The sequence below is a fragment of the Actinomadura barringtoniae genome, from assembly GCF_017573505.1.
GTDB classification, from domain to species: domain Bacteria; phylum Actinomycetota; class Actinomycetes; order Streptosporangiales; family Streptosporangiaceae; genus Spirillospora; species Spirillospora barringtoniae.
Genome location: NZ_JAGEOJ010000015.1, coordinates 1 through 20,666, shown reverse-complemented (window position 1 = coordinate 20,666; position 20,666 = coordinate 1). Strand labels below are relative to the sequence as shown.

Sequence of the window (20,666 nt, the reverse complement as noted above, 5' to 3'; positions counted from 1 at the left end):
TCAGGATGAGGTCGGTGGATCATGCCGCCGGCCAGGGTAGGAGGTGGTCATGTCCAACGGTGCACGTCACGGCCTCGGCGTGGTCGTCGGGCTGATCGCGACGGCGGTGATCTACGCCGGGTTGCTCTTCGGGACCGAACGGGTGCTGAGGAACCGGCAGATCACGCTGGTCCAGTTCCGCGACAAGATCGGGTCCGAGGGGATCGTCGCGATCGTGGTCTTCTTCGTGGTGGCCGCGGTGATCGCGATCCTGGTGGGCTCGCGGATCTCGCCGGTCGCCTCGCTGATCCCGGGCCTGGCGCTCACGCTGTACGGGCTGCCCTGGCTGATCAAGCCGGTGTGGACCGCGGACAAGATGCCCGACCTGCCGGACAAGTACGACCTGGCCAACCTGACCCTGTCGCCGATGGGGATCCCGCTGCTGATCGGGCTGATCCTCCTGCTGGCCTCGGTGATCCCGTCGCGCTGGCGCCCCTCGGGCGCGCCCGTGGCGGCACAGGCCGCGCGCTACGGCGTCTCCGCGTCGCCGCCGCCCGCGCCCGCCGGTCCGCCCGCGCCCGCGCCGATGTACGGCCGGGACCAGATGCCGCAGCCGCCCTACGCGGCCGGCCAAGGCGCTCCGCCCCGTTCGTACGGCAACGCGCCGGGCTCGGCGGCGCCGCCTCCTTACGGGCCGTCCCAGCCCTACGAGCCGCCCAGGCCGTACGAGTCTCCGGGCGGTTCGCCGGGGCAGCCGGGTGGCTCGCAGCAGCCGCGTTCGGGCGCCGTCCCGTTCAGCGACGGCAGCCCGTCGGACTCGCCGCCGCCGGCCGGTGGCGCCAAGCCGAAGCCCTCTCAGAGCGACGCCGGCGAGCCCGGAGAGTGGACCCAGATGTACGGCGGGGACGACCTCAAGGGAGATCGCTGAGGGCGCCTGGGCGAGCGCCGGACGCGCTCAGGAGAGGTCGCTGAGCGCGCTCACGACGCCGGGGACGTCGTTGACGACCATGGCGTCCACGCCCGCCGCCACGTAGTCCGGGGCGGCCTCGGGCGTCGGGCACCAGGCGACGAACTCCAGTCCGGCCTTGTGGGCGACGTCCACGCACTGCTCCAGGGGCCGGAGCCGCGTGTCGGGGTGGTCGAAGCCGCATGAGCCCGTGTGCACGGCGATCACCTGGAAGCCCATGCCCGCGGCCGCGGGAACTCCGTGCCACAGCGGGAAGCGCAGCCAGGTCAGCAGCCCGAGCGGCACGCCCGGCAGCTCGTCCTGAAGCCCGAGCAGCAGCGACGGGTCGAACGAGGTGACCAGCAGCCGGCGGCGTTCGGCCTCGCGGCGCAGGATCGGCGCCAGCAGCGCCCCCGTACGCCGGGACGGGTCGTCGACCGCGTCCTCCAGGATCGTCTTCACGTCCACGTCCACCGCGACCTCGGGCGGCAGCACCTCGAAGACCTCCTCCAGCCGGTGCAGGCCGGTGCCCCCGGCGGGCCGGTCGATGAGGAACGCGCCGTCGGGGGTGGTCGGGTCGTGCCGCAGCACCAGCGCGTCGTCGGCCGTACGGGTCACGTCGATCTCGACCCAGGACGCGCCCGCCGCGACGGCCGCGAGCATCGAGTCGACGGTGTTCTCGGTGACCGTCCGAGGGTCCTCCTCGGTGGAGCCGGGGAGGGCGATCTCGCCCGATCCCGAGCCGCGGTGGCCGATGACGGCGGGCCTGTCGTCGAAGATCACATGTTCTCCGCAGTGTCGGGGGCGCCGGCCGCCAGGTGCTCGGCGACGACGATGTCCAGGGGGTGGGTGACCTTGAGGTTGCGCTCGCTGCCCTCCACGACCCGGATGGGCACGTCCGGCAGGTAGCGGTGCACGATCCCGCAGTCGTCGGTGGCGGTCAGCGCCGGGTCGGCGAGGGCCAGTTCGTACGCCTTGCGGAGCGTGCCGAGCCGGAAGCCCTGCGGGGTCTGGAAGCGGAAGAGCGTCGCCCGCGGCGGCATCGAGGCGACCAGGCCGTCCGCGACCGCGACGACCGTGTCGGAGGTGGGCAGGCCCACCGCGACCGCCTCGTGCGCCGTCAGCCCGTTCAGCACCCGGTCGATCACCCCGGCGTCCACGAACGGGCGGGCCGCGTCGTGGAAGAGCACGCGCGTGTCGTCGGGACGTTCCGCCATCGCGGTGAGCGCGGCGACCGTCGACGCGGTGCGCGTCACGCCGCCCTCGACCACGCCGGAGACCTTGCGGAACGGCGCCGTGATCGCCGCCGCCGTGCGCAGGTGCGCCCCGGCCATGACGACCAGCACCTCGTCGATCGCCGGATGCGCGTCGAACGCGGCGACCGCGTGCGCCAGGATCGGCCGGCCCCCCACCTCGATCAGCTGTTTGGGCAGTTCCGAGCCCATCCGCGTCCCGACGCCGCCCGCCAGTACCACCGCGACCGTCCGCATCGTCGTGGTCCCTTTCCCCTTCATAACGTGTTCAAGCCGCTACGCTGAGCAACGATCCGCACGTTCCGCACGCGTGCGCACCCTTGTCCCGCATGTCCCGAGCGACCGGAGGCGCCGATGACCGTAGCGATCATCATCGCGACCGGGCGGACCGAGGAGGCCCTCGATCCGGGCCCGACGGCCGGTCTGTCCTACGGTGACGACCCGGAGGCGCCCACGCTCCTGTCGCGCCTGTGCGACCAGCTGGCCACGCTCAACGTACCGGACCACCGCGTCGTCACCCGGCCCGATCTCGCGCCCCTGCTGCGCAAGGACGACCACGACGTGATCGAGACCGAGGACGCGGCCGGCGACCTGAACGAGATCGCCTGGCTGGTGCGGGGGCTGCGCGAGCCCGTCGTGGTCCTGCACGGCGACCTGGTCGTCAGCACCGAGCTCCTGGCCCGGCTGATCCTGGACGCGCGCGGGCCCGCCACGGGCTTCCCCGGCGCCCTGCGCGTCCCGGCCGCCCGCGTCGGCGCGCTCGCCGACACCGCCGGACGGCTCGTCCTGGAGCTCGGCCCCGACGACGACGTGGTCGCGCGCCTCGGCTCGGACCTCGGAACGCCGGTCGCCGACTGCTTGGACCCGCGCCTGGCGTGCCTGCGCGCCGACGGCGGCCCGGCAGCGCACGCGGCGCGCACGGCCGTCGAGGCGGTCGACGAGGACAAGGTCCGGCTGCACAACGCGGTCAAGGGCGACGACGGCTTCTTCACGACGTTCGCGGTCAGCACGTACTCCCGCTACATCGCCCGCTGGGCGGCGGGCCGCGGCCTCACGCCCAACATGGTCACCTCGATCTCGATGGGCATCGCCCTGGTCGCGGCCGTGTGGTTCGCGGCGGGGACCCGCACCGGGATGATCATCGGCGCGGTGCTGTTCTACCTGTCGTTCGTCTTCGACTGCGTGGACGGCCAGCTGGCCCGCTACACCCGGCAGTTCAGCACGCTCGGGGCCTGGCTGGACGCGGTGTTCGACCGGGGCAAGGAGTACGTGGTCTTCGCCGGGCTGGCGATCGGGTCCTCGGTCGCCGCGTTCGACAGCTCGGTCCACGCGGGCAACGTCTGGGCGCTGGCGGTCGCCGCGCTCGCCCTGCAGACCGTCCGCCACATGATCGACTTCTCGTTCGGCACCAGCCGGCGCTGCCGGACCCTCGCGCGAGCCCTCGCCAGGGACGAGGCGGAAGCAGCGGGAGCCGCCGAGGTCGCCGAGGTCGAGCCCGTCGCGGCCAAGGAGCCTGAACGGGTCGCCGCCGCCCACGACGGGCTGGTCTCCGAGGGCGCCGTGGTCTTCGCGCCCCCGGCGCGGGACGAGGCGGCCGACGGTGTCGCCCCGGCGGCCCGGAAGGCCGAGCCCGAGGCGGTGTCCGAGAAGAAGGCGAGCGACCGGGGAAGCCTGGTCGCGCGCCTCTCGCGGTCGACGTCGCAGGTACGGGCCCTGCATTGGGCCAAGAAGATCATCGTGCTGCCCATCGGCGAGCGGTTCGCGCTGATCGCGATCACCGCCGCGCTGTTCAACGCCCGGGTGACGTTCGCCGCACTGCTGCTGTGGGGATGGGTCGCCGCCATGTACACGCTGACCGGACGAGTGATGAGGTCGATCGCCCGATGACCGCCCTGACCGCGGACGCGACGGCCGAGGAGCGCCGCGACGCGATCGCCTACGCCACCGACCAGCTCCGCGCGTTCCGCGACGACGGGCCGATCTGCACGGCGCTCGGGACGCTGGCGCGCGGCATGCTGCCGCCGCTGCCGGGCGCGGTCGTCGCGCTGGTGATCACCGGCGTGCTGCTGGTCGCCGGGCTCGGCGAGCAGAACACCCCGGCGCTGTTCGCGCCGGTCGTCGCGCTGCTGCTGACCGGGCCCGCCGCCACGCATCCCCATAACGGCAGGCTTGACTGGCTTGTCCCGCCCATCATCCGCGGGATCGAGTATGGTTACCTGGCCGTACTGGGGTTCGCACAGGGCGTGTCGGCACCGTTGATCTACGTGCTGATCGGTGTCCTGGCCTACCACCACTACGACACCGTCTACCGCACCCGCCAGCGGCTCTGGCCACAGGACTGGGTCTTCCGGGCCGGCCTCGGCTGGGAGGGCCGCATGCTGATCGTCGCGTTCGTCGGCCTCTCCGGGCTTCTGCCGTTCGCGTACGCGGCGCTGGCCGCCTACCTTGGCGTGTTGTTCGGCTGCGAGAGCGTCACGACGTGGGCGCGGACCGGACGCGGTAGTGGCGTGATCGTCGACCTGGAGGAAGAGGAAGCATGATCGGGATGGTGCTCGCCGCGGGCGCAGGCAGAAGGCTCCGGCCCTACACCGACACCCTGCCCAAGGCCCTGGTGCCGGTCGACGGTGAGACGACCATCCTCGACATCGCCCTGCGCAATCTCGCCGCGGTCGGGCTGACCGACGTCGTGATCGTCGTCGGCTACTGCGCGGGCGCGGTCGAGGAGCGCAAGGCCGCCCTCGAGTCCGAGTACGGCGTGTCGATCACCCTCGTCCACAACGACAAGGCCGAGGAGTGGAACAACGCCTACTCCATGTGGCTGGCGCGCGAGCACTTCTCCAAGGGCGTCCTCATGGTGAACGGTGACACCGTGCATCCGGTGAGCGTGGAGAAGACGCTACTCAGCAACCGCGGCGCCGACATCCTGCTGGCCGTGGACAACGTGAAAACTCTGGCCGACGAGGAGATGAAGGTCACCCTCGACGAGGGCGGCGCCATCGCCACGATCACCAAGCTCATGGACCCCGCGACCGCGGCGGGCGAGTACATCGGCGCCACCCTGATCGAGCCGGCCGCGGCCGAGCCGCTCGCCGACGCGCTGAAGGCGACCTGGGAGCGCGACCCCGACCTCTACTACGAGGACGGCTACCAGGAGCTGGTGAACCGCGGCGGCCGCATCGCCGTGGCACCCATCGGCGCCGTCGACTGGGTGGAGGTCGACAACCACGACGATCTGGAGAAGGCCCGCCGGATCGCCAAGACGTACTGAGCCGGTCGCCCGCGGCGCGCTCGGGCCCGCCACGGCGGCGCTCGGGGCCGCCGCCCGCGGCGGCCCGCGCCACGGCCCGGCCGCCCGGCACCCCCTCCCGGACGGCGACCGATAAGGAAGGCACATGCCCCTGCTGACGCGGATGCTGAACGCACCGCTGTCCATCGACGTACGCCGCGGCGCCATCGCGGCGCTCGGCGAGCTGCTGGCCGACAAGCGGATCGCCACCGAGGGCCGGGTGGCCATCGCGGTCGGCCCGGGCCAGGGCGACCAGATCGCCGAGCACGTCCGGCCGTCGCTCACCGCCTGCGAGGTGTTCCAGGTGGACGGCGGCACGGTCGACGCGGCGGTGAGCCTCGGCTCCAAACTGCGCGCCGGATCGTACGAGGCCGTCGTCGGCATCGGCGGCGGCCGCACGATCGACGCGACCAAGTACGCGGCCACGCTGTCGGGCATCCCGATGGTCTCGGTCGCCACCAACCTGTCCCACGACGGGATCTGCTCCCCGGTCGCCTCCCTCACCCACGACAAGGGCAAGGGCTCGTTCGGCGTCGTGATGCCGCTGGCGATGGTGGTCGACCTGGACTACGTCCGGGCCGCGCCCGAACGCCTCGTGCGCGCCGGGATCGGCGACGTGGTGAGCAACTTCTCCGCGGTCGACGACTGGCTGCTGGCCTCCGAGGAGACCGGCGAGAAGGTCGACCGGATGGCGCTGACGGTCGCCCGTACGGCCGCCGAGGCGCTGCTGCACCAGCCCGAGTCGATCGAGTCCGACCGCTTCCTCACCGTGCTGGCCGAGAGCCTGGTGCTGTCGGGGATGGCGATGTCGTTCGCCGGTGACTCCCGGCCCGCCAGCGGCGGCGACCACGAGATCCTGCACGCCGTCGACCAGCTGTTCCCCGGCACGGCCAACCACGGGGAACTCGCCGGCATCGGCGCGGCGTTCTGCTATCACCTGCGCGCGACCCACCTGGGCATCGGCGCGGAACGGCTCACAGAGATCGTTTCCTGCCTGCGCCGGCACGGTCTGCCGGTCGTTCCCGGGGACGTGGGGCTGACCGGCGGGCAGTTCGCCGAGGCTGTCGCGTTCGCCCCGCGGACCAGGCCGGGCCGCTATACGATCTTGGAGCATCTCGGCCTGGAACAGGGCGCGACCCTCAAGGCGGTGGATGAGTTTGTCGAAGCCCATGGAGGCTGAGGTGCCGACGGCCCCGGTGGAGGATGACGCCCGGCCGCCGCGCCGCAAGGCCAGGATCGCCGATATCCGGCGCTACGGGCAGCCGCCCGGACTGAAGGACCGCCGCAACGAGGAGCATTGGGCCGGTCGCCTCTACATGCGCGACCTGTCCCCGTACTTCGACTGGTTCTTCCTGCGCCTGGGCCTCAGCCCCAACCAGCTCACCTACCTGATGATGCTGAGCGGGGTCGTGGCGGGCGTCGTGGTGTCGCTGCCGGTCAACTCCCTCTGGACGGCCCTCGGCGGCGCCGTCCTCATCCAGCTCTACCTGCTGCTCGACTGCGTGGACGGCGAGGTGGCCCGCTACCTGCGGCAGACCTCGGTGGCCGGGGTCTACCTCGACCGCATCGGCCACTACCTGTCGGAGGTCTCGCTGCTGGTCGGGCTGGGCTTCATGGCCCAGGGCGGCTGGCAGAACGGCGGCTACGTCGAACTCGGCCTGCTCGCCGCGCTCGGCGCCGCGCTCATCAAGGCCGAGACCGACAACGTGGTCGTGGCCCGCGCCAAGTCCGGCCTGACCGCCGACCCGGCGGGCGGCGACCGCGCGCTGCGGCCCCGTTCCACCGGCATCGCGCTGGCCCGCCAGGCGGCCTCCATGCTGCGCCTGCACCGCATCATCGGCGCCGTCGAGCTGTCGCTGCTGATCCTGGTCGCCGCGGGCCTGGACACCGTCCTCGGCAACGACGACCCGATCGCGGTCCGTGTACTCACCGTGGCCGTCGCGGCCGTCGCCGTCCTGCAGACCCTGCTCCACCTGGTGAGCATCCTGGCTTCGCGGAGGCTCAAGTGATGGTGAACAACGGGGAGATCACCCGCCGACGACGGCGATCTTGCACAAAGGTGTCGTGAAGGTGACAGACTTGTGCAAGATCAATGGTTGGGAGTCGGCTCGGTGAAACTGTCGGTCGTCGTGCTGACGATGGGTAACCGGCCCGAGGAGCTGGCCCGCGCGGTGCGCAGCGCCCTCGAGCAGGAGCACGTGGACGTCGAGGTGGTCCTGGTGGGCAACGGCGTCGACCCGGTCGGCGGCGTCACGGCGGCGCCCTTCGACGATGAGCGCGTGAAGACCCTCCAGCTCCCCAAGAACGTCGGCATCCCCGCGGGCCGCAACCGCGGCGTCGAGGCCTCCTGCGGCGACGTCATCCTCTTCCTGGACGACGACGGCTGGTACCGCTCGAACCGCCTCGGCGTGCACCTGCGGGACCGCTTCGCCGCCGACCCCACGCTCGGCGTCATCTCGTTCCGCGTGCGCGACCCCGAGGGCGGCCGCGGCGAGCGCCGCCACGTGCCCCGGCTGCGCGCGGGCGACCCGGAGCGCTCCTCCGAGGTCACCACGTTCCTCGGCGGCGCCTGCGCGATCCGCCGGGCCGCCTGGGACGCCGCGGGCGGTCTCCCCGAGGACTTCTTCTACGCCCACGAGGAGACCGATCTGGCCTGGCAGGCGCTCAACGCCGGCTACCGGATCGTCTACGACGCCTCGGCGGTCATGTTCCACCCGGCGGTGCTGCCGACCCGGCACGCGATGTTCTACCGCTACAACGCGCGCAACCGCGTGTGGCTGGCCCGCCGCAACCTCCCCTGGCTGCTGGCGCTGCCGTACCTGCTGATCTGGATCGGCATGACCGTCCTGCGCGAGCGCAAGCCGAGCGCGCTGGGCCCCTGGTTCAAGGGCTTCTTCGAAGGCTGGCGGAAGCCCGCCGGCCCCCGCCGCCCCATCTCCTGGGGAACGGCCTGGCGCATGACGCGCACAGGCCGCCCTCCGATCATCTAGAACGTTCAGCTCATCCGGAACGCTCAGGTGACGGCGTCGGCGAGGCGATCGACCTGGCCGACGTCGTCGCCGTGGCAGTACAGCATGACCTCGTCGGCGCCGAGCTCGGCGAACTGGGCGATGGTGTCGCGGATCGCCTCGGGCGTGGTGAGGATGCCGTCGACCATGAAGTCGGCGCGTCCGGAGAACTCGTAGTAGGCCCGGCAGGCATTCCGGGCTTTGTCCACGACGTAGTCCGGGCCGAGCGCCACGTTCGCCTGGGCGACGATGCGCGGCTCACCGTCGCGGCCGTGCTCCTTCCAGAACGTGCGGACCTGGTCGACGAGACCGGCGCCCCATGACGGGGCCGCGGCCATCAGGAAGCCGTCACCCCACCGCGCGACGCGTTCGAGAGCCCGCGGGTGGAAGCCGCCGAAGAGCACCTCGGGGCCGCCAGAAGTGGCGGGTGCGGGCCCGATGGGCCCGGCTTCGTCGCTGAACGGCTCGCCCGCCCACAGACGGCGCATGACGTCCATCTGCTCGTCGAGACGACGGCCACGAGTGCGGATGTCGGTGCCGGACGCGGCATGGTCGTCATCGCGACCGCCGACGCCGAGGCCGAGCACGAAGCGACCACCGGTCAGCCGATCGAGCGTCGCGGCCTGCTTGGCCAGCAAGGCGGTGTCGCGCAGCGGCGCGAGCAGCACCTCGGTCTGAACGCGGATGCCCTCGGTGGCACCGGCGATCATCGCGAGGGTGACGAGGGGCTCGGGATTGCCGTACACGAGCCGGTCGAGCAGGCCGAGCGTGGAGAACGGCCCGGCGTCGGCGCGCCGAGCCCAGTCCAGCAGCGATTCGGGGTCGGTGACGGGCAGGCCGATACCGATGTCCATGAGAGAGACCTCCGTGAAGGGACGCGTGAAGACGTTGCCGCCCCTCCTGCACCTCGATCGAGGTGGGGCGCTCCCATCTGCGGCGTACTTCCGGGGAGGGCCTCGTTCAGAGTGATCCCCACGCTACAACGAACGCCGTTCGTCATGCAACCGGTGTTCGTTGTAGCTGCGGCCGGAGATATGTGTCATCTGTGGCCGCCGGCCTACACGCGCGAGACCCCCGCCGGCCCGCCCGTCCCGTCCGGCCCGTCCTGGGAGGACGCGGCAGGGGACGGCGAGTGGACCGAGGCCTACGGCAAGGAGGAGCCGGACGGGGGCGAGCCCCGGCACAACGCCCGTCCGCTCAACGCCCGTCCGCTCAACGGACGGCTGCTGAACGGTCTGGCGCGCACGCGGCACGACCATCACCACGACTCCGGCCACGGAGCCACTGAAGTGCACGGGACCCCTGAGGCCCACGGAGCCCCGGAGGTCACCCGCCAGGAAGGCGGGGACGACCGGGGCACCGAGGAGGAGCAGAAGGAATAGAAGAGCTTGGAGATTCCCTGGAGGTAGTCCTGGAGGATTTTCGGGACGGAGGGGTCCAGGGCCATTGAGGTGTAGGTCTTGGTGGTGCAGCCCTGCTGGGCGGGCTTGCCGCTCAGGCGGTCCTGCATCCAGGCGAGCTCCAGCGGGGCGCCGGTGGCCACGAGGGTGATGTGCTCGCTCAGTTGGTCGCGGTTGTAGGAGACCGAGGCGCCGTTCGCGCAGTAGGTCTTCACCAGGTCGTCGACGGGCTTCACGGGGAGGAGTTCGTCGTTGACCGAGTGGAAGATGAACATCGGCGCGGTGGGGGTCTGGTGGCCCATCTTGTTGAGGGCCATCACCTTGCGGGGGATCGGGTCGTCGAACGGGTTCGGCTTGGTGCTGAGCTTGTTGATGTCCTTGAAGAGGCCCTGCAGCACGATCATCGAGTTGCAGGAGTCGCCGAGGCGCTTGGCCAGGTCCTTGCCCTCGTCGTTCAGGATCGAGTCGATGTAGTTGCCGAGCTCGGGGTGGGCGCGGCCGACGCCGAGGGCGCCGCCGAGCGCGTAGCCGCCGAACGGGCCGCCGTTGATGTTGCGGACGGCGGCGTCCAGGTCGGCGCCGACGCCCCCTTCGGCGACCGCCTTGATGTTCAGGTCGGGCGCGTAGGAGGGCTGGAGCTCGGCGGCCCAGCCGGTGGCGATGGAGCCGCCGGAGTAGCCCATCATGCCGACCGGAGCGTTCTTGGTGAGGCCTGCTTCGGGGAGGCTTTCGGCCGCACGGATGGAGTCGAGCGTCGCGTGGCCGGCGAGGATCCCTGCCGCGTAGGCGGATTTGGGGCCTTCGTGGTCGGGGACCACGACGGCCCAGCCGTTCTTCAGCAGGCCGTTCACGAGGAGGACCTCGGCCTGGACGACGGGGTTGTCGGGGAAGACGCCGGACTGCATCTGGTAGGACGGGGCGCACTTGAGCGCGAGGCTGTCCTCGGCCACCTGGTAGGAGACCAGCGGGCGGTCCTTGGCGGGCGACGGGACGTTCTCCGGTACGAGGACGAGCGCGGCGGTGGCCATGGCGTCGCCCTGGGCGTCGGTGCTCCGGTAGAGCACCTGCCAGGCCTTCACCTTCTCCTTGAAGAGGCTGAAGAGGGCGAGCGAGCCGGGGCGGGAGCGCAGGACCGTGCCGGGCGCCTTGGTCTCGTAACCGGCCGGCGGTTGGTAGAAGGGGTCCTTGTCCGGCGTGGGAGCGGCGGCGGAGGCCTGCTGCGGGGAGGCCTGCTGCGGGGCGGTCTGCTGCGGGGCGGTCTGCTGCGGGGCGGCCTGGGCGGGCGCGGCGGCCGTGAGGCCGACGGCGGTGGTGAGGGCGAGTCCGGCGGCCAGGCTCCGCCACGTCCTTCTGATCATGAGTAAGCCCTTCGCGACTTGGGTTACCCGAAAGTAACGAGGCGCGGCCCAATTAGACAAGACCTCTGACCACTTTCGCCCCCAACTTCGCCGATCTTGCTCTGAGCGCCCTTCGCGGCACTTCCAAAGGGCGCTCAGAGCAAGATCGGCATGTTATTCGGGTGGGGTCGGGGTGACGGCGGCGAGGATCAGGTAGGTGAGCTCGGCGGTGACGGCGTCCAGCGGGATGTTCTCGCCGCGGGCGGACCAGTGGTGCACCAGGTTGTTGACCGCGCCGATGATGGCGATCGCGGTCAGCCGGTAGTCGCGCGGGGACGCCTCGCCGCGCGCGACGGCGTCCTCCGCCAGGCCGACGATCATTTCGGCCCAGCGTTCGCGCCACTCCAGGCGGAGCGCTTCCAGCTCGGGGCTGACGCCGATCACCTCGACGAAACTGATCCGGGCGAGCCGGGGGTCGGCGGCGGCGACCGAGACGTAGGCGCGGACGGCCTTCTCCACCCGGACGGGCAGGTCGTCGGCCACGGCCTCGGCGTACGCCTCGGCCATGGCGCCGGAGGCCCGCTCGTTCAGGCGCAGGTGCAGGGCCGCGAGCAGCTCCTCGCGGCCCTTGAACTCCTCGTAGAAGTTGCGGGTCGAGACCCCGGCCGTGGAGCACAGCCGTTCGATCGAGGTGGTCGCGTAGCCCTGGGTGCCGAACAGCTCCAGGCCGGCGTCCATCAGGCGTTCGCGACGCTCAGCGCGGCGTTCCTCCGCCGAACGGCCTCCGTAGCTGCGCCGGGGGGCGGGGTTTCGGCCGCTCATATATCTCCGTCTTCGCCTGACACAAAGCGGTAAGGACTCTTATCAGCCTAACCGCTCCGCTCCTGGCCGAGCAGGGTCTGGCGCCAGGCGGGATCGGCGGTCAGCACGGTCAGCCGCTGCGTCGCCCGCGAAACCGCCACGTACAGCACCCGCAGGCCGCGCGGCGACTGGGCCGCGACCGTCTCGGGCGCGACGATCACCGCGGCGTCGAACTCCAGCCCCTTGGCCTCCAGAACGTCCAGCACCTGCACCCGCTCCGGGAGGCCCTCGGCGAGCCGGACCCGGTCGATGGACGTCGGCTCCTCGGCGTCCAGCGACTGCTGGCCGAGGTGCATGGCGAGCGGGACGATGAGCCCGATCGTGCCCTCGACCTGCCCGAGCAACTCCTCCACCGCGTCGCGGGCGGCGGACTCCAGGTCCTTCTCCGGTACGACGTTCACGACGGGATCGATGCCGGACGTGCGCACGGCGCGGGCCGGGCGGGCGTCGGGCAGCGCGCGGGCCAGGACCCGGGCCGACACCGCCGCGATCTCGGTCGAGTTGCGGTAGTTGGTGGTCAGCTCGTACTCGTGCCGGGCGCGCGGGGTCGTCTTCTTGGGGCGGCGGCGCGAACGGCCTGAGGAGGAACGACCCGACGACGGGCGTTCGGCGCCGAGGGCGATGTCCATGGCCTCGCGGGCGGCGTCGAGGTCCTCCCAGGCGCTCTGCGCGGGGTCCTCCACGATCGTCCAGCTGGCCTGGCGGCCGCGCCGGCCGAGCATGCGCCACTGCATGGGCGACAGGTCCTGGGCCTCGTCCACCACGATGTGCGCGTACTCGGGCCGTTCCTCGACCACCCCGTCGTCGACGCGGCGCGACTGCTCGACGCGTTCCATCGAGGTCGTGAGCTCGCGCATCTCCGGCTCCCAGTCGTCGTCCGCGACCTCCTCGCCGGTGAGGATGTTGACGCCGTCCACCACGTACGGGTCGTCGTCGGAGGCCTTGGGGCGGCGGCGTGGGGGCCGCGGCGGCGAGCCGAGCAGCGAGTCGAGCTCGTCGAGCAGCGCCACGTCCTGGTAGGTCAGCGGGTTGCCCTCCTCCCACGAGACCGACAGCAGGGCGACCTCCTCGCGTTCCAGGTCACGGCCGGCCGCGTGCCGCAGGCGGGCCGGGTCGGAGAGCGACCGCAGCACCTCCATCGGCGTACGGATCGGCCACCACGCAACCAGGAAGCCGGTGAACTCGCGCTGCTCACGTACGCGCGCGATGAACTCCTCGCGCTTGCCCGCGGGCTTCGTACGGCCGCCGCCCTGACCGCCGCCCGCGCCGTCGCCACCCTCGTCGAGGTCGCCGAGACCGTCGGCGGCGAGCAGGTCGTTCCAGAGTTGGAGCTCGGCGCCGCCGGGTGCGGACGCGGCCGCCTCGGGCCCGCCGATGTCGGAGTACCGCGACCACAGCGCGTCCAGCAGCAGGTCGGCGGCGCGGGCGCGGGCGGCGTTGACGCTGCCGCGGCTGCGCCGGTGGACCTCGTTGCGAATCTTGTCGAGCCGCGCGCGATCCAGCCGTACGACCACGCCCTTGTGCACGACCCGCAGCTCCTCGGGCGCGCCGGGGACCTGGTCGGAGATCGCGCGGCGCAGGATCCGGACCATCGCCTCGGAGCCCTTCAGGCGGGCGGGCTCGGGCGCGTCGTGCACGACCGCCGTGGCGCCCTCCACCAGGTCGCCGAGCGAGCGCAGCGTCGCCGAGCCCTCGCCGAGGGACGGCAGGACGCGTTCGATGTAGGCGGTGAAGCGCCGGTTCGGCCCGACCACCAGCACGCCGCGCGAGCCGAACCGCCGCCGGTGCCGGAACAGCAGGTAGGCCACGCGGTGCAGGGCGACCGCCGTCTTGCCGGTGCCGGGGGCGCCGCGTACCAGCACGGTGCCGTCGGCGGGCGCGCGGATCACCTCGTCCTGCTCGCGCTGGATCGTCGCCACGATGTCGCGCATCGCGCCCTCGCGCGTACGGGCGAGCGAGGCCAGGAACGCGCCGTCGCCGACGATCGTGAGGCCGTCGGCGGCCTCGGGGTCCAGCAGGTCGTCCTCGAGATCCACGACCGCGTGGCCGCGCGAGTGCAGCACCCGGCGGCGTACGACGCCGCGCGGGTCCTCGGGGGTGGCGCGGTAGAAGTCCTCGGCGGCCGGCGCGCGCCAGTCGATCACCAGCGAGTCGTGCTCGCCGGTACGGACGCCGATCCGCCCGATGTAGCGGATCTCCTCGCTGGACAGGTCCAGGCGGCCGAACACCAGCCCGTCGTCGGCCACGTCGAGCGCCTGGGCGCGCAGGGACGCCTGGTGGACCATCGCGTCGCGGTCCACCAGCGACGCCTTGGTGCCCGCGAGGGACTGCCGGAAGCCCTCGCGCAGCATCGCCTGGGCGTCCTCGCGCATCTGCTCGAGGCGCTCGTACGCCAGGTCCACATACCGCTGCTCGGCGGCGATCTCTTGGTCCTTGACCGTGGTCTGCTGGTCCGACGGCCGGCCCTTGACCGGGGACGTCATTGCAGGCTGCTCCCTCGTCACGTGTTCCATCGGGGGACACCGAGGTGACCCCCGCGCCCCGCACGGGGGACGAAAGAGACAGCTTATTCGGTCGGGGCGAAGCCTCAGTGCCACCCCGAGGGGGGACGACCCCCACGCCCCCCGCCGACTTCGTCGGAATCAGTGCGGTGTGGTGGCCTTGGCGATGACCCGGCGCAGCAGGCCGGGCGCGTGGCGCTTCAGCCCGGCGGTGATCTGGGCCAGCGCGCCGGGGAAGACGTACAGGTCGTCGGCGGGCCGCGCCAGCGACCGGTCGACGGCGTCCAGCACGACGCCGGGCGGCATCCCCTTCATGCCGGCGGTCGAGGCGGGGTCGGCCTCGGCGGCCTTGCGGAAGCCGGGGGTGTCGACCTGGCGCGGGCAGACCACGCGGATCTTGACCCCCGATCCGCTGTGCTCGTTGACGAGCACCTCGGCGTAGGCGTTGATCGCCGCCTTGGACGCCGCGTACGCCGCCGTCTTGCGCGTGCAGACCCAGCTGGCCAGCGACGAGAACAGCACCAGCTCACCGCCGCCGCGTTCCAGCATGCCGGGCATCGTCGCCTTCACGACGTGGACGGTGCCCAGGTAGTTGATCCGCAAGATCCGTTCGACCTCGTCGATGGACTGCTCCAGCGCGGGCTCCATCGGGCCGATCCCGGCCGCGTGCACCACCCGGTGCGGCGCGCCGGTCTCGGCCACCACGGCCTCCAGCGCCTTCGGGTCGGTGATGTCGCAGACACGCGTGTGCATGTTGGGGGAGCGCAGCGCCGTACGGGCGAGCGCCACCTCGTCCAGGTCCAGCGCCACCACGTCCCACCCCGCGGCGGCCAGCCGCTGTGCGGCGAGCGCGCCCAGGCCGCTGCCCGCTCCGGTGACCAGGCCGGTACGCCTCACCAGACCTCCTCGGCTTCCGCGAATTCCATCGACAGATGGGCGACCGTGCTGCTGCTCAAAGCCCGCTTTCCGTCCATGCCCAGCCCCCGCAGCTCGTCGGCCACGCGATGATCGCCCAGCTTCAACCTGGCACCACCGGGCCGGGCGCGGACACCAGAAGGCGCCATCGTCCACGGGGTACGCCGCGTGACGCCGTCCAGACACGAATACGCGTCGACCTTGGGTGTTCCCCCACCCCCCGGCATCGGCACGCCTGGCCTGACCGCCAACTCCAGCGCCGTACGGCCGCCGAACCGGACCGCGCACCGCTGGATCCGGCTCGTGAGGTCCATGGGGATGTCGGCGATCTCCTTGGGGAACCCCCAGATCGACCGCCCGGCGTCCAAGGTGAACTCCTGGTTGACCGGGAGCCAGTGAATGAACGCCCCGACCTTCCCGCCCTTGACCGCAGGCCGGACCAGAAAGGCCACCGCGAACTCGTGATACGGCCCCAGGTCACCGTCGGCGTACCGGATGAACGCCAGCGAGCAGATCGCCCGCCCCGGCACCGGCGTCGCCACCTCGAGGCCCGAGTAGCCGATGACCGCCTGCGCCGCCCGCGCCGGAACCACGAACATCGCCGAGGCCACCGCCGCGTCCCGGATCCGCACGGGCATGGCGACCCGTTCACCCTGGATCAAATGAGTACCCACGGCCCACAAGTAGAACAGGTTCTACCTACCCTGTCACTACCGGTTCTCGACCCCGGTCTTGATGCGGTCCAGGGTCGCGCGCATGCCACGCCGGTTGAGCTCGGCCCGCTTCTCCGCCGGAACGCCCGTGAAGACCTTCCCGAGCAGCGAGACCAGCTTCGCGCCGCGGTTGTCGCGCCGCAGGTCCTCCCAGTATTCGGTGAGCCTCGTCACGTCCTCGCCGACGCCCTCGATCCGGTAGCCCCACAACGCGACCGGCATGCGGAAGCTCGACACCCGGAACGCGAAGACCTCACCGGGCACGGCCGCGCTCACCTCGCAGTTGGTGAACCACACCCGCCATCCCAGCCGGTTGAACCCGACGAACCTGGTCCCTGGCTTCACGGCCTTGCCCCGCACCCAGATGGAGAAGACCTCGGGGCTCCACTCGCCCATGCGGCGCAGATTGGCCACCGCCGCGTACACCTCGGTAGGAGTCGCCTTGATCGAGGCGCTCTCCTCCACCACCCACTCACGATCCATGGGCCCGATCATTTCAGCCTCTCGCGGATCGCGTTCCGCACGATCTGGAAGGTGACCACCGCGTCGATGACACCGAGCGCCGGGAGCAGCCAGCCCGCCGCGCTCCGGCGGTAGGAGGTGAGGACCAGCGCGACGACGCAGGCGAGGAGGAACTGCAGACCGAGGACGGAGCGGATCGCTCGGGCGAGGCGCGCTCCGGAGGAGGGCGCCGCGAGCGGCGGGGCTACGGGCCTGATCGGGATGTCGGGCCGGGTGTCGGGGCTCGGGGACATGGCGAGTCCTTAGGAGAGGGGGAGGCGGATCCCCTTGCTGGTGCCGTCTGTGTGGAGTTCTACGGCTTCGGGGGCGAAACCGGGGGAGACGTCCCAGAGGAGGGTGCCGGTGAAGGAGGTGGCGGTCGCGACGGACTGGACGTTCACCTTGGTCTTGGCGCTGGGGGCGCTGCCCTTGAAGAGCATGACGGCGCTCTCGTCGGCGTCGGCGGGGCCGCGCAGGCGCTGGTAGGCGGGGTCGAGCACGTGGGCGGCCAGGCCGGTGTTGGTGACCGTGAAGCGCACCTGGCAGAGCTTGCCCTGGCGGGAGGCGACGCCCTTGATCTTGCGGTCGCACTCGGGTGGGGAGGCCTCGAAGCTGAACTCGCCGTCCTTCACGGGCTTGCCGAAGGCGCCCGCGGAGGGTTTGTGCTTGTAGTCGTAGAACGCGATGCCGCCGGCGATCAGGCCGGCGATGACGGCGAGGGTGGCGGCGCGGCGGGCCCAGGTGTTGATCCGGGCGCGGCGGGCCGCCTTGGGGTCGATGGGCGGCGGCGGGGACACCGGCGGCAGCGGCTCGTTCGGCGGGGTCCAGAGGGGGAGGTTGTCCTCCTGCCAGCGCTGGTCGATGACCTGGCTGGCCGCCGCGAGGATGTCGGGCTCGGCCGGGACGCTCTGCCCTGCCGGAACGGCCTCCGTGCCGCCCACCAGGGCCAGCAGGAGCTGCTGGGCGGTGGGGCGCATGCGGGGGTCGGGGTGCAGGGCCTGAGCGAGCAGGCCGCGGAGGGGTTCGGCGATCGCGCTCACGTCGTACTGATGCTGCTGGGCGCGGAACGCCATCACCAGCGGGTCGCTCGCCGCGCGCGGGTCGACGCCGGCGAACGGGTGGCGGCCCATCCCGGCGAAGCCCACCAGGCAGCCCCACGCGAACACGTCGCTGGCGGGGGAGACCTCGCCGGTCTGGACTTGTTCGGGGGCGATCCAGCCCGGCGAGCCCACGACGAACCCGGCCTTGGTGTGGCCCGAACGTTCACCGGTCGCGCGGGCGATACCGAAGTCGATCACGCGCGGCCCCGAGATGGACAGCAGCACGTTGGCGGGCTTCAGGTCGCGGTGAACGAGGCCGGCCGCGTGGATCGCGGTGAGCGCCGCCGCGACGCCGACCGCCACGCCGTGCAGGGTCGCCGACGGCAGCGCGCCGTTCCGCTTGATGTGCTCCGACAGCGGGGCGCCGTCGACGTACTCGGTGACCAGGAACAGGCGGCCGCCGTCCTCGCCGTGGTCGAGCACCGCCGCCGTGCAGAACGAGGCGACCCGCCGCGCGTGCGCGACCTCGTCGCGGAACCGCGCTCGGTAGCCCTGGTCGGCCGCCAGCTCCGGCTGGATGACCTTGATCGCGACCTGGCGCCCGTCCGGCGCCTGGGCGAGGTAGACCGCCCCCATGCCGCCCTCGCCGAGCTTGCCGAGCAGGCCGTAGCGGCCCACGGCGACCGGATCGCCGGACCCGAGGGGCACCGCCCCTCGTGGCAGGGACCCGCTTCCGAACTGATCGTGCACGGGCCCTCCGGGGGTCGGCCGGTCGCTCCTGTGACTCGACGGGCTCAAGGTATCGGATGCCCGGAAGGGGGTGATGGTTCCGCTTTCGTCAGCGGAGATGGGCGAACTGCTCGCGCCACTCCGCGTACCACCGGGAGAAGAACGGGTCGGACGCGGCGAGCGGGAGGATGTAGGTCACGGTCTCGGCGTAGTAGCGGCGCTGGAAGTCGGGCGGCATCTGGTCGAGTCGTTGCACGTTGCTGGCCCTGTCGGCCAGTTTGACGGTGACGGCCTCGGGCGGCGCCTCGCCCAGGCGGCGCAGGTACGCCGACTTGGCCGCGCGCTTGGCCTGCCGTCCCTGGCCTCCGGCGGGCGGCTTGGTGACCCAGTCGACCAGCTCGGCCACAACCGGACCGAATTCGGCCTCGACGTCGGCCGTGGTGGCGGAGGTGTCCTCGACGACGTCGTGCAGCAGCACCGCCGCGAGGATCTCCGGGCCGGTGACCCCGGCGCCGCGCACGAGCACCTCGAGGGCTTCGAGCAGGTGCTCCACGTACGGCACCCCGGTCGGGCGCTGCTGGTCGCCGTGCCAGCGCTGGGCCGCGACGGCGGCCTTCTCCAGCGCGTCCAGGTCGACCGGAAGGCCGACCAGGTCCGCGCGTGCCTGGTCCCACGTCCGCCAGGAGGTGTAGATCTCCATGTCGGCAGGTTATCCGCGGAGCTTCACCGAGGCCCCGGGCCTCAGGAAGTCTGGTCGGCGGCGTCCACGGTCTCCACAGCCTCCACGGCCTCGCGAAGCGGTCGTGACGGGGTACGCCCGGCCCAGTTCTCCAGCTGCTCGACGAACGGCTTGGCCTGGGTCGGCCAGTGGTAGCGGGCGCGTGCGGCCTCGTAGCCGCGCTTGCCCATGTCCGTGCGCATCTCGGTGTCGCGGCGCAGCTTGCGGATCGCGTCCGCCGCGGCTCCCGGGTCGTTGAACGGCACGACGATCCCGGACCCGGCCGGGGTGACCAGGTCGACCGCGGGCGGGTTCGGCGTGGTGACGACCGGGATGCCGTGGGCCATGTACTCCACGACCTTGGTCGGCATCGAGTGCCGGTAGTTCGGCTCGTCGTGCAGCAGCGCCAGGCCCGCCATCGCGCCCTCGGCGATCCGCAGCGCCCGGTCGTTCGGCACGAAGCCGTACCAGCGCAGGATCCCCTCGCGCTGGGCGTCGCGCAGCGCCGGGCGGATGTCGGGGTCGGCGGAGCCGATGAGCTCGACCGTGATGCCCTCGGGCGCCAGCATCCGGGCCATCTCGATCATGTCGAGCGCGCCGCGCGCCTTGGACAGGTGCCCGACGTAGACCGCGCGCCGGTCGTCCGGCGGCCCGGGCGGCAGCTCGGCCACGTAGGTGGTGTTCGGCACGACCGGGTGCGGCTCGCTGAACCGGTCGCGGTAGCCCTCCTCGGCCAGCAGCAGCCGGTACTGCCGTTCGCTGCGCTTCTCCAGCCTGCGCACGAACGGGCGCAGCAGCGGCCGGATCGGCTTCGGCAGCCAGCCCTTGGAGATCAGCGCGGCGGCGGTGTCCTCGTGGACGTCCCACACGACCGTGCGGCGGCGGACCGAACGCGGCAGCGAGATCAGCAGCTCCGGGTCGTGCAGCAGCACGATGTCGGCGTAGACCGCGTGCTCGGCCAGCGCCTTGTGCGCGGCGCGCAGCGCCTGCAGCCGCTTGCGGCCGGTCGCGCGCGGCACGTCCACCGGGCTGATATCGCGCCAGGGCGTCACATTAGTGGCCCGGAACGGCGCTATATAAGTGATTTCATGGCCGGCGTCGAGCAGCGCGCGGATCTGCCGGTGCAAGATCCGAGCATCCTCGGGATGGTGCACAATCGTGCATACGCAGACCCGCATTCCACTCACTCCGGGATGGTGCCGATAATCGCCCACGGTTGAGTCTTTGCCAGCCGCGGAAATTGCAGGTGAATTCCGCGAGACCGGAAGGTGTCCTCGCTCCGTCGGGCTGTGGGGAGCATCGATCACAGGAGCTCGACGGTCTCGAGGGTGACGTCCCTGGTGGTGCCCCGCGTATCGAAGAGCAGGGACGCGTGCTCGGCCAGCGTCTCGGGGTCGTAGGCCGAGTGGTTCGCCAGCACGATCGCCAGGTCGGCGCCCTTCAGGGCCTCGGCCAGGTCGGCACCGGCGTTCGGGACCT

Annotated in this window: 20 protein-coding genes; 7 read left to right on the top strand and 13 right to left on the bottom strand. The window is 71.8% G+C overall.

What is annotated here, in order from left to right; genetic code table 11:
- Positions 1-49 precede the first annotated feature (49 nt).
- A complete protein-coding gene (locus J4573_RS33265) occupies positions 50-907 on the top strand; it encodes a hypothetical protein (RefSeq protein WP_208259905.1) in 858 nt (285 codons plus the stop codon).
- A 27-nt stretch (positions 908-934) separates the two neighbouring features.
- Here the strand turns inward: J4573_RS33265 and J4573_RS33260 are convergent, their stop codons facing one another.
- Together J4573_RS33260 and ispD are read right to left on the bottom strand one after the other, a co-directional pair.
- Positions 935-1,708 (bottom strand): glycerophosphodiester phosphodiesterase, encoded by a 774-nt coding sequence (locus J4573_RS33260; protein ID WP_208259904.1) that lies wholly within the window; start codon positions 1,706-1,708, stop codon positions 935-937.
- A complete protein-coding gene (gene ispD / locus J4573_RS33255; RefSeq protein WP_208259903.1) occupies positions 1,705-2,415 on the bottom strand; it encodes a 2-C-methyl-D-erythritol 4-phosphate cytidylyltransferase in 711 nt (236 codons plus the stop codon). The genes J4573_RS33260 and ispD overlap by 4 nt, the downstream gene beginning before the upstream one ends.
- 117 nt (positions 2,416-2,532) lie before the next feature.
- Here ispD and J4573_RS55550 point away from each other — a divergent pair, with 117 nt between their 5' ends.
- The 6 genes from J4573_RS55550 to J4573_RS33225 all read left to right on the top strand — a co-directional run bounded on the left by J4573_RS55550 (position 2,533) and on the right by J4573_RS33225 (position 8,454).
- Entirely contained in the window at positions 2,533-4,065 is a 1,533-nt protein-coding gene (locus tag J4573_RS55550; protein WP_279575667.1) for a CDP-alcohol phosphatidyltransferase family protein, read from the top strand.
- Positions 4,062-4,718: a DUF5941 domain-containing protein gene (locus tag J4573_RS55545; RefSeq protein WP_279575666.1), complete on the top strand. Its 657-nt coding sequence runs from the start codon at positions 4,062-4,064 to the stop codon at positions 4,716-4,718. Before J4573_RS55550 ends, J4573_RS55545 begins: the two co-directional genes overlap by 4 nt.
- Positions 4,715-5,446, top strand: coding sequence for a phosphocholine cytidylyltransferase family protein (locus J4573_RS33240; RefSeq protein ID WP_208259902.1), 732 nt, complete (start codon positions 4,715-4,717; stop codon positions 5,444-5,446). The genes J4573_RS55545 and J4573_RS33240 overlap by 4 nt, the downstream gene beginning before the upstream one ends.
- A gap of 142 nt (positions 5,447-5,588) precedes the next feature.
- Entirely contained in the window at positions 5,589-6,644 is a 1,056-nt protein-coding gene (locus J4573_RS33235) for an iron-containing alcohol dehydrogenase family protein (RefSeq protein WP_208260183.1), read from the top strand.
- Complete coding sequence (locus tag J4573_RS33230) at positions 6,634-7,473, top strand: CDP-alcohol phosphatidyltransferase family protein (protein ID WP_208260184.1); 840 nt, start codon at positions 6,634-6,636, stop codon at positions 7,471-7,473. Before J4573_RS33235 ends, J4573_RS33230 begins: the two co-directional genes overlap by 11 nt.
- Positions 7,474-7,602: 129 nt before the next feature.
- A complete protein-coding gene (locus J4573_RS33225; protein WP_208260182.1) occupies positions 7,603-8,454 on the top strand; it encodes a glycosyltransferase family 2 protein in 852 nt (283 codons plus the stop codon).
- A gap of 23 nt (positions 8,455-8,477) precedes the next feature.
- Here J4573_RS33225 and J4573_RS33220 read toward each other — a convergent pair whose 3' ends face one another.
- From J4573_RS33220 to J4573_RS33170, 11 genes are all read right to left on the bottom strand, one after another.
- Positions 8,478-9,326, bottom strand: a complete 849-nt coding sequence (locus J4573_RS33220; RefSeq protein WP_208259901.1) for an LLM class flavin-dependent oxidoreductase — start codon at positions 9,324-9,326, stop codon at positions 8,478-8,480.
- Positions 9,327-9,730: 404 nt separating this feature from the next.
- Complete coding sequence (locus J4573_RS33215) at positions 9,731-11,230, bottom strand: lipase family protein (RefSeq protein ID WP_208259900.1); 1,500 nt, start codon at positions 11,228-11,230, stop codon at positions 9,731-9,733.
- 153 nt (positions 11,231-11,383) lie between these two features.
- Positions 11,384-12,031 carry a TetR/AcrR family transcriptional regulator gene (locus tag J4573_RS33210; protein ID WP_208259899.1) on the bottom strand — a complete coding sequence of 216 codons (648 nt, stop codon included), beginning with the start codon at positions 12,029-12,031 and terminating at the stop codon, positions 11,384-11,386.
- A gap of 47 nt (positions 12,032-12,078) precedes the next feature.
- Positions 12,079-14,553 (bottom strand): HelD family protein, encoded by a 2,475-nt coding sequence (locus J4573_RS33205; RefSeq protein ID WP_208259898.1) that lies wholly within the window; start codon positions 14,551-14,553, stop codon positions 12,079-12,081.
- A 159-nt stretch (positions 14,554-14,712) separates the two neighbouring features.
- On the bottom strand, positions 14,713-15,468 hold the full coding sequence (locus J4573_RS33200; protein ID WP_208259897.1) for an SDR family NAD(P)-dependent oxidoreductase: 756 nt from the start codon (positions 15,466-15,468) through the stop codon (positions 14,713-14,715).
- The gene (locus J4573_RS33195; protein ID WP_208259896.1) at positions 15,465-16,160 is read right to left on the bottom strand and encodes an acetoacetate decarboxylase family protein; all 696 of its coding nucleotides are present in this window, start codon (positions 16,158-16,160) and stop codon (positions 15,465-15,467) included. The genes J4573_RS33200 and J4573_RS33195 overlap by 4 nt, the downstream gene beginning before the upstream one ends.
- 36 nt (positions 16,161-16,196) lie before the next feature.
- Positions 16,197-16,682, bottom strand: a complete 486-nt coding sequence (locus tag J4573_RS33190; RefSeq protein ID WP_208259895.1) for an SRPBCC family protein — start codon at positions 16,680-16,682, stop codon at positions 16,197-16,199.
- Positions 16,683-16,690: 8 nt separating this feature from the next.
- Entirely contained in the window at positions 16,691-16,954 is a 264-nt protein-coding gene (locus J4573_RS33185; protein WP_208259894.1) for a hypothetical protein, read from the bottom strand.
- A 9-nt stretch (positions 16,955-16,963) separates the two neighbouring features.
- On the bottom strand, positions 16,964-18,448 hold the full coding sequence (locus J4573_RS33180; RefSeq protein WP_208259893.1) for a serine/threonine-protein kinase: 1,485 nt from the start codon (positions 18,446-18,448) through the stop codon (positions 16,964-16,966).
- A gap of 130 nt (positions 18,449-18,578) precedes the next feature.
- Entirely contained in the window at positions 18,579-19,169 is a 591-nt protein-coding gene (locus J4573_RS33175; protein WP_208259892.1) for an HD domain-containing protein, read from the bottom strand.
- 41 nt (positions 19,170-19,210) lie between these two features.
- A complete protein-coding gene (locus tag J4573_RS33170) occupies positions 19,211-20,365 on the bottom strand; it encodes a glycosyltransferase family 4 protein (protein ID WP_208260181.1) in 1,155 nt (384 codons plus the stop codon).
- Between the last annotated feature and the right edge of the window lie 301 nt (positions 20,366-20,666).

Bases quoted from the DNA above. Each gene is read 5' to 3' on its own strand.
- J4573_RS33265 (WP_208259905.1), top strand. From the start codon at position 50: ATGTCCAACGGTGCACGTCACGGCCTCGGCGTGGTCGTCGGGCTGATC.
- ispD (WP_208259903.1), bottom strand. From the start codon at position 2,415: ATGCGGACGGTCGCGGTGGTACTGGCGGGCGGCGTCGGGACGCGGATG.
- J4573_RS55550 (WP_279575667.1), top strand. From the start codon at position 2,533: ATGACCGTAGCGATCATCATCGCGACCGGGCGGACCGAGGAGGCCCTC.
- J4573_RS55545 (WP_279575666.1), top strand. From the start codon at position 4,062: ATGACCGCCCTGACCGCGGACGCGACGGCCGAGGAGCGCCGCGACGCG.
- J4573_RS33240 (WP_208259902.1), top strand. From the start codon at position 4,715: ATGATCGGGATGGTGCTCGCCGCGGGCGCAGGCAGAAGGCTCCGGCCC.
- J4573_RS33235 (WP_208260183.1), top strand. From the start codon at position 5,589: ATGCTGAACGCACCGCTGTCCATCGACGTACGCCGCGGCGCCATCGCG.
- J4573_RS33230 (WP_208260184.1), top strand. From the start codon at position 6,634: ATGGAGGCTGAGGTGCCGACGGCCCCGGTGGAGGATGACGCCCGGCCG.
- J4573_RS33225 (WP_208260182.1), top strand. From the start codon at position 7,603: ATGGGTAACCGGCCCGAGGAGCTGGCCCGCGCGGTGCGCAGCGCCCTC.
- J4573_RS33220 (WP_208259901.1), bottom strand. From the start codon at position 9,326: ATGGACATCGGTATCGGCCTGCCCGTCACCGACCCCGAATCGCTGCTG.
- J4573_RS33215 (WP_208259900.1), bottom strand. From the start codon at position 11,230: ATGATCAGAAGGACGTGGCGGAGCCTGGCCGCCGGACTCGCCCTCACC.
- J4573_RS33210 (WP_208259899.1), bottom strand. From the start codon at position 12,031: ATGAGCGGCCGAAACCCCGCCCCCCGGCGCAGCTACGGAGGCCGTTCG.
- J4573_RS33205 (WP_208259898.1), bottom strand. From the start codon at position 14,553: ATGACGTCCCCGGTCAAGGGCCGGCCGTCGGACCAGCAGACCACGGTC.
- J4573_RS33190 (WP_208259895.1), bottom strand. From the start codon at position 16,682: ATGGATCGTGAGTGGGTGGTGGAGGAGAGCGCCTCGATCAAGGCGACT.
- J4573_RS33185 (WP_208259894.1), bottom strand. From the start codon at position 16,954: ATGTCCCCGAGCCCCGACACCCGGCCCGACATCCCGATCAGGCCCGTA.
- J4573_RS33175 (WP_208259892.1), bottom strand. From the start codon at position 19,169: ATGGAGATCTACACCTCCTGGCGGACGTGGGACCAGGCACGCGCGGAC.
- J4573_RS33170 (WP_208260181.1), bottom strand. From the start codon at position 20,365: ATGCGGGTCTGCGTATGCACGATTGTGCACCATCCCGAGGATGCTCGG.